Raw genomic sequence first — 9,539 nt, forward strand, 5'->3', positions numbered from 1 at the left:
CACACTTTGCCGTGGATGGCTTGGTAGTTACTCTGATTGCCATACCCTCAATAGAGACAGTGTAAATTATCCATCTTTCCAGTCCTCTACTGCTAGCGATCGCCTATTATTTTCTGATTTTCTACACTACATTTATTGTCTTTTTTGTCAATGCGTAAGTTCTGAAGACAAAAATTTTGACCGTGAAGACTTGCGAGGAGTCAATTTTCAAGGAGCCAATTTGGTAGATATAAGTTTTATTGGTGCAAATTTAAGTAAAGCTAATTTCCAAGAAGCAGATTTATCTAGAGCCAAGCTAGTGCAGACTCAACTAGACCACACAGACTTTACAGGTGCAACTCTCACTGGTGCATTCATTCAAGATTGGGGCATTACCACCGATACTAAATTTGATGGGGTCAGATGTGAGTACGTTTATATGCGACTCCCTACTGCATATAACCCTAACCCCCTTCGTAAACCTGATAATAGGGGTGTGAGTATCAATGGAACAGAAAACTGGGTTAAGCTTAAAAGCCTTATTGCGTAAGGATTTTTTTGAAAGTTGTAGTAGCTCACTTTTCAAATCACTAACTACTGCCTAACGATAAATCAAGAGTTTCAGCACCTAAAATTTTTTGTAGTATTCATGTAATGCTTCTTATCCCGGTTTTCTGTTCCGATGATACTTGTACCCCAGATTGTTTGACATCAAGAGCGATATCTGACCAATTTTCTGGATAACGTGACTGAGATTTTTGGGGCATTTCCTGATTATAAAAATGCGTAGCGATTTAATTACCATTTCTTCAATTACGATTAATCTACTATAATTAGTCGCTTAAATAGATACAGTTAAGATTTTAAACAACCAGTCTTCTAGAGGTACGCCGAAATCTTCTGGAATCTGTTGTTGTATCTTGGTGTATTGAACCTGATTCCAATATGCAGGATTAAATATACTGTGCGGAACTTCTACATCAACTAATTGTGGATTTTCCATAACACGACACCACATTCTGGCTCGATAATCAATTGTTAGGTTCCCACTCGGCAACTCAATCCAATAATGCGGTGACACTTGACCATGCCCAATCCATTGGAATGAACCGTAGCAAATTATATGTTCAATACCCTTATTAAATAAAATAGTAGAGAGAACTTTGCTATGCCCATCACACTCCGTTGGAGAATTATCCCAAATATCTAATTCTTCACGTAGCTGGTCAATAAAGTCATTATTCATGACAAGCATATTTATTCTCCCTCAACCATTTCTTCAATTTTCAAATAATAGGAAACTTCTGTCCGTTCTAACTCCATTAAAAAGCCAGTTAATGCAAATGGACATTTACAATTTAGTTCTTTTTCTATCAACTCAGCATTTAGGTGGTATTCTTGACACACAATCTCAAAAATATCTTCAGTGGTTAATTCGAGATTTTGATCTAATTCCCAAACTCGCCCTTCTATTAAGTGGATGTCATCTCCTTCTGGGTAAGAAATTTCTGTTTGATAGACAATTATTAGGTCAGTTATTTGGGATGTCATTTTTCAATCCCCTCTGATTTGACGACATAAATACTAAAAGCCTGCAAGTTCAACACTGACAGGAATTTTCGCACTATGAAAAACTGCGGGAGTATTATTTTCTGTTATTCGCAATTGGGCATTTATTGTCCAGTAATGGCGAAGAGTGTCAGTTACCAAAAAACTAAATTGGTCAAAATCTCCATTTTGTCTCGTGGACTACTTTAGCTACGATTACCACTTAATCAGTATGGCATTTTTCTCCATTTTGTCACTTGGCTTTCTGAATCCCTTTACCCGCATTGCCGAAAAGAATTGTGTCGCCGACTTCATCCACAATTTCAATGTATCCGTCTGGGTGAAAGTGTGGATAAACATAGTGTTTTACAGTACCGAATTTCTGAAATGGCTTACACTGTTCATCGTGCGATTTAAAAGTAACTAGATCGCCGGGTTTTAATTTTCTTTTACCCACTGATCTTGCCTCTGGTCATAGCTTTTTATTCTAAATTAGCTAAATTTAGCCAAATCTTTAAAGCTTGCTGTAGCTTCTCTAATGCAATCTTGAAAAGTGCCGCAGTAATCATGCCCCAAATTGAAATTTGGGTTATCGAGAAATCTTATTTCTAGTACTTGAGTATTATCAGGATGAAAATTAGATTTTCTGATTAGTGCAACTAAATTTCCAAAATATATTTTCATTATTCAAAATCCTCATTTTGTCATTTTATTGCTTTGAAACAGCCTTCTGGAGGCCCCAAATGCCCTTTAGCTATTTCTGCCTCCTCTAGAGAAATATAAAAGCGGTCTGTGGGGAAAACTCCCGTTTTTGAATTCCAAATCAAATAAATTGTCTTGCTTGGGCGGAAAAGTCTACATTCAATAATTTCGTACATACCATTTTGTCAAGAAGTTGTAAGAACTTGTAATTGATTTTCAGCCAGTTCTTTTATAGTCATAATTTTTATTTCGTTACAGTCACAATTGAATATTTAGAGCTTGTCATTATGCAATTACAGTTTGAAAGTTGTATCTCGCATTTTTCTAGAGCCTCTTGTAAGGTAAGTGCGAATTCACAAAATTCTGTTCCGTCCTTCATGTGAAAAATGTATAGTAATTTTTCGTTGCTCATAATTCCTTTGGTCTGGTAAATATTTTTTCAGATGATTCAACAAAATAAGACAAGTATCCTTTAATTACTTTAATATCTTCACTTAGTTCTGATTTTATCTGTTTCGTTCGAGATAGAGCGCCATACAAATAATCATTAATTGCTTCAGCATTACCTTCTTTTATCTCCTCTTTTAAATTTTCCAAACATTCAATAGAGTAATCAAGGCAACTTATATGCTGTCCAAAAGTATCTAAATAGCATTTTATTCGAGCTAATGCTGCGTCAATATCAATTTTATCTGATTCGTTTATGTGCATAGGTAAAATCCCGTTTTCGTCAGATTGTCTTGCCTTTCAAGTTTTCGCTTGATCTTCAAAAATCTTTTTTATTTCTTCTGAGTTAGGATCTGCACCTAACACCGCTATTATTGGCTCAGGCTCATACTCATCAGGGGATGAGTCATCCAAATACATACAACCATCTTCTTCTGTCCATCCATCCAGACGGCGTTTAGCTTGTTGAATAATTTGTCTTTCGTTAAAGTTCATAATTCTCCATTTTTTTCACTTGGATCGGCTAACCCGTATTTATTTCTGTTTCTTGTAACTTAATAACTGCATCAACGGCTTGCTGTGGTGTCATTTTATCGTAGAGATGGCAATTTTCTAAGTCTATTAGTAATGCATTCTGATCACGCTTAATCAGCTCCTTCTGAACTTCGACTAACCAGCTAGCTAGGATCATGCGTTTAAGACGCTCCATTGTTGCCTTTGGTTTACTTAATTCACTCATAATTCCTACTTAGTAATCTTCGTTTTTAAATTCATTACAGTAGCGCTCGTAATCTTCAAAAAAAGCATCTGAAGCTTCCACGCATTTCGCGTACTCTCCTGCGAAATAAGCACCTTCTTGCTTTCCAGGCAATATATGAGCCTCATGGACAGGCTTGCCAGGTTCTACCTCGGAAAAAGGAGGGTAATTAGTGATTATTAGGGAGTAGTCCCCTTCATAAATAGCGTTTTTCATCATTTTTCAAAATTCCCTTTTCGTCACTTGATACTTAAAACTACTAAAATTAATGTATCAATAATCATGATTGATTTCCTGTCCAAGGATTTAAAGCACTCCGAGAAATATTTTGGCTTCAGCCAAGCTTATCAAACCAGTTCAAGTTAGGACTTTCCCCATTTTTTCGTCGGTAAGCCTCAGCATAAGCCTTTTCATAAACCTCATCCCAACCACGAAGAAAGTCCTTTTCATAAGATACTAAATCTTTGTATGGGATAGCGCTTTCAAGCGAGACAGCCTGCACTATCTCTTCAAAGCTTTGAAAATATCCAGGCTCAATTGCGATTGCTGACAAAAACCTCACAGAATTATTTTTAAACTCTTGATGACATAGCTCTAATACATCTGATTTCATACTCCTACCCTTGAGAATTATTTGGACTGAGTTTCGTTTTGTAGGTGACTTGATAAGTTCCGTAAAAATATCTTATCAAACAGATTGAATTACCAGTTATTGAATAAGAGCAATCTACTATAGTTAGTCAATTAATTTTTCTTACTCGGAATACTTCAACATACCCGTCAACAATTCTGACATCTCCCACAAGTCTTTATTCCGGTTGTCATCATAAATCATCAGCGTTCGCGGGTCAGCATGACGGCTTAACTTCTGCACCTTTCTGATATTCCCATCAGTCGCATCGAGTGCCGCCGTAATTGCCGAATGCCTTACCCTATGTGGTGACATGGGTTTCTTAACCCCCGCCTTTTTAAAAGCAGTAGCCACTATTTTATAGATGGCATCAGTAGTTAAGCGATGTCCTTCGTTATGAAAATCTAACGCTGTAAATATCGGTAAATTAGCATTCAAATCCCCTCGCGCTATCAACCAATCTGCAAGAGCAGCCGCCACATCCTTAGACATATCCAAATACTCTTCATTCGTTCCCTTACCCTTCCCCAAAACCCTCAACTTGCGTCCATAAAAATCAAAGTCCCCCACATTAAGATGACATATCTCCTGGCGACGCAACGCTAAACCCCACAGCACCAGAAAAATTGCATAGTTGCGTTTACCAATCAAAGTCTCCCGATCAAATTGCTGAATTACAATAGATATCGCTTTGCTATCAACACCCCGCGTATCCCGATACGCCTTGACCTTCTCTCCTGAAACATCCTCCAGGGAATAATTGCACACTCCCAACTTCCGCCCCATCTTCGCTAACGACTTTATCGCCGCCAACCGCCGATTGATGGTTGCCTCCCGCAGCCCAGATTTAATCAACATCGCCTTGTATTTCAGCACCACCATTACTGCCTGCTCTCGCTGCAAGTGCAGAAACTCCAGCACACTATCACCACTTGGCGGTAATAAAGTCATCTTGATAAAGAAATCCTTCAAATCCTTTTCATAAGCCCGTCGAGTATTGGGGTTGCGCTTATCTGCCAACAGCTGCGCCAACACATCTGGATCAGTGTCTAGCTGTGCGTCAAAATATCTGGCGATCGGGGCATCTAAACACGCCTCCAACTCAACTTTAACTAGCTCTCCCCAAATTGGCTCGTTAGGCATAAGTGCTTACTGCGTCGTTATTGATAATACAGTTTTCCAATAACGTCTATCATACCTGGGTAGGGGGGAGCATCAATCAAAACATGGAGTAGAGAGCAAAATACTACTTGCGGTAGTAGGCAGGTGTTAATTAGTAATGCTAGTTCTGTAATTTCCTGCTTTGATATCAAAATTGATAGCAAACACTAGGCATCTGGTGCAGCAGATATTGAAACAGACCAGCTTACAAACCACCAGCCGTGATCGTCTAGGCATGGGCGATGACCTTTGGTCGGGCGTAGCCCATCGCAGTAGTCAATACAAGCCTGGATAGGTTTGTATATACGCTTCCTCTGTACCAGTTTCTATACAGTTTGGAAGGAAAGCGATCGCCTGTTAAGTTGGCAGAGATTAACAATAGGTTTAAAAATCATCCATGTTTGACTCAACTATTCACTCTTAAATGGTCTTTATAACGCGAATCAAAGCAGAACGATAGTATTTTAGCTATATTTTGACTAAGTAATTGCTCCACAAAATTGATTCTTGGTTCTGTTGATTGAAAAGAGGATACCACTTCAAAATTAAGCTTTTTTCTAACTCTAACCGATACTTTTCTTCCAAAAGAATAGGTAAGTCCCAACGGGCGATGTAAATAGATGATGAAAATCCGTAATTTTGATTTAATTGTTGATAGGACTCAATTTGTTTTTTGCGATGATGAGCGCCACTCGAAGAATAATTAAGTGTACGCAAACGCTTACAGCAGTTTTTGCTTTGACCTATATATAAAATTAACGGAAGTGCTTTATCTAAAATAAAATAAATGCAAGCGTTATCAAATTGATTAACTTCTGTAGCAAAATTTAATGGCTGGAGCGGCAAACTCAGAGGGTTAATAGTATCAGGATCTAGCTGACATTCGCAAGGAATAGATGTGATATCAAACAGTTTTGTTTGTCTTCTAATTAAATTATTTTCTTTTTCATCCTGCTGAAATTCAAAAATTCGTGACTTGCTCTCTAGCAATACCTTATTACAGTTAATCGGTGGAAGATATCTCAAATTTTTTAATGTGTTTTTTGAGCTAAATTCAGTGTTTGAAAACAAAGTTAACTGCTCGACAGATTCTTGGTGATGCACCCAAATTAACCAAACTATACTTCCTCTGTCATAGCTTCGCAATAATGTTGGGTCAATATTGCTACAGTGTAGAATCGATAAAGATTTAAGAAAAAGGTGTAAATAAAATTATGTATTTATACTTATTTTTCAAGTAAAAATTTTCAACGCTCTCTCCCAAAGTACATAAAATTTACAACCAAGATTCAATGGACAATGCCCTTACTTCCCGAATCCTCTGAAAGTCGCTGTCGGCTGACACAACGGTAAGACCGTGTTGTAGAGCTACAGCAGCAATCCAAAGATCATTTTCATCAAAGCCTAGATCAGTTATTTTCGTTTTTCTCCGCTTACTTTTCTCTTTCGGTGCAAATTGATTGAATAAAGCGGCTTTCAGTTGCCCGTAGATAGTAGCAGTAAATCCATCAACGTTGTGGATGTATATACCCGTTAGAAAACGGTTAATGAGGACTAAGTTACTTTCCTTGCGTTGAGAACGTTCTGCCATGTCTATCAGTTCGCCTTGAACGATGGCGCAGGTTGTAATCACAGAATTTTCAATATACTCAAGGCGACGAAGCACATTGGTATTACCAAGAATTGCTTGACTACAGTGATTTGTATCTAATAGGTACATTATTCAAAGGGGTTGTCGTAATCAAATTTGGCTTTGCCGCGAGTGGCATAAACTAGCTCAAGACACTCTTGTAAATCATCACCTGACCATTTACCAATTGTTTTTAAATGTTCGAGCAGTGAGCGACCTGTGGAATTTACTGGAGTTTGGTCGGCAGAATCTGCCACAGATGAAACAGGCTGTGTTTGGGTTTCCTTCGTTTTCAAAAAGCGTAAAAAGTCTAGCGTTTCAGTCAGAATGGTATCTGAGGTGGATTCAATTTCGATAAGAAGCAATTCTTTGATAGTCATAGTGGGTATCTCCTAAAGATGCATGGGTAATCCAGGAATAGCTGCATCAGTCTTTTTCATTATCGCAATAGTTTCTTTCAGCGTTAGTACAATGCGTTCCAGCCATTCAGTCAGGAGTCGGCTTAATTTAAAATTTCACCTTGGCGTAAATTCACCAATTAGTAAATCTATATTTTCACCTTGCACCTACACTACGTTCCAGGCATTCAGTCATCTAATTTAGAATTTCGCCTTGGCGTAAATTCACCAATTAGTAAATCTATATTTTCACCTTGCTGCCATTTCACCCAGACAGCCATGAGAAAATCTACCAATTCGCTTTTATCAATCTCTACGCCACGCCTTTTGAGTTTAAGTAATTCTTCCTCTACGTCCAAATCTGTTGAGCGTTTCACATAGTAGGTGCGCCCAATCCAAGCATCATCAGACCGCTTACCTGTTGCAGGTCTGCCACGTTTACGGGGTTCTTCTTGAATTGGCGCTGTCTTTTGTGGTGTTGGAGTCTGTATCACGTTACTCTCTGTAGTTGTTTCTGGCGGTTGTTCTGGCTCAAGTTGTGGTTCGTCTTTGGTTTCAAATAACTTTTTAAAAGGGCTAGGTTTAGGGTTGCTCATGACAATATCTCCTTACCCACCTCTTGATACTCTCGCCATGCTATTTTGCTGCTGCGGTCTTTTACTTGATAAACTGGCAGCCCCTCCAGTGCCGCTTTTTCATAAACAGCAAATCGTCTAATCCCATGTTGAAATAGTGGTATTCCCTCCGCCTCCAATGCTTCCCGTGCTTGCTGTCCTGTTAAGCGGGGGGCTGGGGGAATAATTGTAAGCAACACACGATAGCGCGAGCTGCCTAATGATTTGAGAGCGCCTACAGTTTGCAACAGTGCATCCATCGCTAAAGCATCAGGGGTAGTAGGCAAGATTAATAAATTACACCCATCGGCAAGAGCTTCTAAATCTTCGTGGCTTGGCCTAGCTGCTGTGTCTATAACTACATGGTCAAAATTACGACTGTGCATAGGAGCTTGTAGTAAATCCACAACTTTAAAGGGTAATGCTCCTCGCTTTGCCCATCCTGTAGCACTGTGGTTTGGATCGCCATCAACTAGCAAAGTGCTGCCATGCTGAGATAGAAAGCAAGCAATATGGATGGCGCTTGTCGTTTTAGCTACGCCACCCTTGAAACTAGCAAGGGTGATTATCACTCTGTGTACTCCAGTAAATGCTGCTAGTTTACTCTTAAAATAACGAAAATTTGTATTTGTTTATTTATAAAATGTTAACTTGGTGACAATACAATATTTCACCAATTCAAAAATCTAAAATCTCCTAAGTAGGGGTATGAGTAGCATTCGCGCAGAAAACCGGGTTAACAGACATTACATGAGTAATACAAGGATTTTTAGAAGCTGAAACCCTTATTTTATCGTTGAGTAGTTACTCGATAATCAGTAAAAGTCAATGACCTTCATTATCGTCATAATCCTTACCTAATAAGGCTTTTAAGCTTAACCCGGTTTTCTGAGCCGATGATACTCATACCTCAATACTAAGAGAAAATTTAGATTGGTTGTTACAAGCTACAAATAGTTCACTTACTCGGATTTCGCTTAATATTAATGATTATAGTTTTAAGGATCTTACTACAATTGTTTCTAATATTTCTGCAAGTTTAGGATGTAAGTGGTCTAACGACCCTGACATCTGTGAACTATTTGCTCAGATTGTCGAACAGTCATGCAACAGCTTCGATACACTGCGACTGTTTTGCCTAGAAAGTAGAGATATGGAGGTAAATGATAAGAAACTTTTAGATCTAGCTGATAGCTATTTAGAGCGTTCCCTTGAGTTATTTCAGGAAATTCAAGAGTTAGATCAAGATATTAAATTTCTCCTTATAGCAGTAATTATAGGGTAAATTTTCGGTAATCGACCACGGGGCGATCGCAAATTACAAGAAAGTAAAACCCATTGACATCAAAGAGTTAGAGTTCAAAAGAAGCAGACAGCAGACTGATTCAATTTGGGAAATCAAACTGTATAAATTCGTGGGTTTTAAGCAGCATTTTTGACAGCAACTTTACTCGGCAGGAACTTGTGGAAGTAAAGAAGGAGTTGGTTGACCCTGGCGTTTAGCGCTAATGGCTTGAGTCAAAAATTCCAAGACATTTCGACGCTGAGACTTGAGCGGAGCCGGAGACGCTCCGCCTCCGGAGTAGTCACAACAGTTAACATCCTTTGCACAAAATGGCTACCAGCCTGGGTTTGAGAATCAAAACTGGTACGTCTCCAGATTACGGCAGGA

Annotated in this window: 17 protein-coding genes; 2 read left to right on the top strand and 15 right to left on the bottom strand. The window is 38.7% G+C overall.

Annotated features, from left to right (window positions below; genetic code table 11):
* Nucleotides 1–529 (top strand): pentapeptide repeat-containing protein (locus tag F8S12_RS39590; RefSeq protein WP_230968590.1); only part of this gene is annotated, 529 nt, incomplete at its 5' end.
* Between the two features lie 291 nt (nt 530–820).
* On the opposite strand, the gene F8S12_RS39595 is transcribed toward F8S12_RS39590, so the two are convergent.
* From F8S12_RS39595 to F8S12_RS39665, 15 genes are all read right to left on the bottom strand, one after another.
* The gene (locus F8S12_RS39595; RefSeq protein WP_196521752.1) at nt 821–1,234 is read right to left on the bottom strand and encodes a hypothetical protein; all 414 of its coding nucleotides are present in this window, start codon (nt 1,232–1,234) and stop codon (nt 821–823) included.
* Between the two features lie 2 nt (nt 1,235–1,236).
* Complete coding sequence (locus F8S12_RS39600; RefSeq protein WP_196521766.1) at nt 1,237–1,530, bottom strand: hypothetical protein; 294 nt, start codon at nt 1,528–1,530, stop codon at nt 1,237–1,239.
* A gap of 250 nt (nt 1,531–1,780) precedes the next feature.
* Nucleotides 1,781–1,984: a hypothetical protein gene (locus F8S12_RS39605; RefSeq protein WP_196521753.1), complete on the bottom strand. Its 204-nt coding sequence runs from the start codon at nt 1,982–1,984 to the stop codon at nt 1,781–1,783.
* A 35-nt stretch (nt 1,985–2,019) separates the two neighbouring features.
* On the bottom strand, nt 2,020–2,211 hold the full coding sequence (locus F8S12_RS39610) for a hypothetical protein (RefSeq protein ID WP_196521754.1): 192 nt from the start codon (nt 2,209–2,211) through the stop codon (nt 2,020–2,022).
* A 426-nt stretch (nt 2,212–2,637) separates the two neighbouring features.
* Nucleotides 2,638–2,940, bottom strand: coding sequence for a hypothetical protein (locus F8S12_RS39615; protein ID WP_196521755.1), 303 nt, complete (start codon nt 2,938–2,940; stop codon nt 2,638–2,640).
* Between the two features lie 36 nt (nt 2,941–2,976).
* Nucleotides 2,977–3,171, bottom strand: a complete 195-nt coding sequence (locus F8S12_RS39620; RefSeq protein WP_196521756.1) for a hypothetical protein — start codon at nt 3,169–3,171, stop codon at nt 2,977–2,979.
* A 28-nt stretch (nt 3,172–3,199) separates the two neighbouring features.
* The gene (locus F8S12_RS39625) at nt 3,200–3,415 is read right to left on the bottom strand and encodes a hypothetical protein (RefSeq protein WP_230968591.1); all 216 of its coding nucleotides are present in this window, start codon (nt 3,413–3,415) and stop codon (nt 3,200–3,202) included.
* A 9-nt stretch (nt 3,416–3,424) separates the two neighbouring features.
* Entirely contained in the window at nt 3,425–3,652 is a 228-nt protein-coding gene (locus tag F8S12_RS39630) for a hypothetical protein (protein ID WP_196521758.1), read from the bottom strand.
* Between the two features lie 115 nt (nt 3,653–3,767).
* Complete coding sequence (locus tag F8S12_RS39635) at nt 3,768–4,046, bottom strand: hypothetical protein (RefSeq protein WP_196521759.1); 279 nt, start codon at nt 4,044–4,046, stop codon at nt 3,768–3,770.
* A gap of 141 nt (nt 4,047–4,187) precedes the next feature.
* A complete protein-coding gene (locus F8S12_RS39640; protein ID WP_196521760.1) occupies nt 4,188–5,207 on the bottom strand; it encodes a tyrosine-type recombinase/integrase in 1,020 nt (339 codons plus the stop codon).
* Between the two features lie 486 nt (nt 5,208–5,693).
* Nucleotides 5,694–6,251: a GIY-YIG nuclease family protein gene (locus tag F8S12_RS39645; protein ID WP_196521761.1), complete on the bottom strand. Its 558-nt coding sequence runs from the start codon at nt 6,249–6,251 to the stop codon at nt 5,694–5,696.
* A gap of 250 nt (nt 6,252–6,501) precedes the next feature.
* Complete coding sequence (locus F8S12_RS39650; RefSeq protein WP_196521762.1) at nt 6,502–6,945, bottom strand: type II toxin-antitoxin system VapC family toxin; 444 nt, start codon at nt 6,943–6,945, stop codon at nt 6,502–6,504.
* Entirely contained in the window at nt 6,945–7,235 is a 291-nt protein-coding gene (locus F8S12_RS39655) for a DUF2281 domain-containing protein (RefSeq protein ID WP_196521763.1), read from the bottom strand. The genes F8S12_RS39650 and F8S12_RS39655 overlap by 1 nt, the downstream gene beginning before the upstream one ends.
* Before the next feature lie 206 nt (nt 7,236–7,441).
* A complete protein-coding gene (locus F8S12_RS39660) occupies nt 7,442–7,849 on the bottom strand; it encodes a hypothetical protein (RefSeq protein ID WP_196521764.1) in 408 nt (135 codons plus the stop codon).
* Nucleotides 7,846–8,439 carry a ParA family protein gene (locus F8S12_RS39665; protein WP_196521765.1) on the bottom strand — a complete coding sequence of 198 codons (594 nt, stop codon included), beginning with the start codon at nt 8,437–8,439 and terminating at the stop codon, nt 7,846–7,848. The genes F8S12_RS39660 and F8S12_RS39665 overlap by 4 nt, the downstream gene beginning before the upstream one ends.
* 365 nt (nt 8,440–8,804) lie before the next feature.
* Between F8S12_RS39665 and F8S12_RS41440 the strand changes: the two genes are divergently transcribed.
* Nucleotides 8,805–9,152 carry a hypothetical protein gene (locus F8S12_RS41440; RefSeq protein WP_230968592.1) on the top strand — a complete coding sequence of 116 codons (348 nt, stop codon included), beginning with the start codon at nt 8,805–8,807 and terminating at the stop codon, nt 9,150–9,152.
* Nucleotides 9,153–9,539: the final 387 nt, after the last annotated feature.

Origin of the sequence: Nostoc sp. WHI (assembly GCF_015714725.1) — a bacterium.
Lineage (GTDB): Bacteria > Cyanobacteriota > Cyanobacteriia > Cyanobacteriales > Nostocaceae > Nostoc.

Coding starts and splice junctions, on each gene's coding strand:
- F8S12_RS39595 (WP_196521752.1), bottom strand. CDS start 1,234: ATGCTTGTCATGAATAATGACTTTATTGACCAGCTACGTGAAGAATTA.
- F8S12_RS39600 (WP_196521766.1), bottom strand. CDS start 1,530: ATGACATCCCAAATAACTGACCTAATAATTGTCTATCAAACAGAAATT.
- F8S12_RS39610 (WP_196521754.1), bottom strand. CDS start 2,211: ATGAAAATATATTTTGGAAATTTAGTTGCACTAATCAGAAAATCTAAT.
- F8S12_RS39615 (WP_196521755.1), bottom strand. CDS start 2,940: ATGCACATAAACGAATCAGATAAAATTGATATTGACGCAGCATTAGCT.
- F8S12_RS39620 (WP_196521756.1), bottom strand. CDS start 3,171: ATGAACTTTAACGAAAGACAAATTATTCAACAAGCTAAACGCCGTCTG.
- F8S12_RS39625 (WP_230968591.1), bottom strand. CDS start 3,415: ATGAGTGAATTAAGTAAACCAAAGGCAACAATGGAGCGTCTTAAACGC.
- F8S12_RS39630 (WP_196521758.1), bottom strand. CDS start 3,652: ATGATGAAAAACGCTATTTATGAAGGGGACTACTCCCTAATAATCACT.
- F8S12_RS39635 (WP_196521759.1), bottom strand. CDS start 4,046: ATGAAATCAGATGTATTAGAGCTATGTCATCAAGAGTTTAAAAATAAT.
- F8S12_RS39640 (WP_196521760.1), bottom strand. CDS start 5,207: ATGCCTAACGAGCCAATTTGGGGAGAGCTAGTTAAAGTTGAGTTGGAG.
- F8S12_RS39650 (WP_196521762.1), bottom strand. CDS start 6,945: ATGTACCTATTAGATACAAATCACTGTAGTCAAGCAATTCTTGGTAAT.
- F8S12_RS39655 (WP_196521763.1), bottom strand. CDS start 7,235: ATGACTATCAAAGAATTGCTTCTTATCGAAATTGAATCCACCTCAGAT.
- F8S12_RS39660 (WP_196521764.1), bottom strand. CDS start 7,849: ATGAGCAACCCTAAACCTAGCCCTTTTAAAAAGTTATTTGAAACCAAA.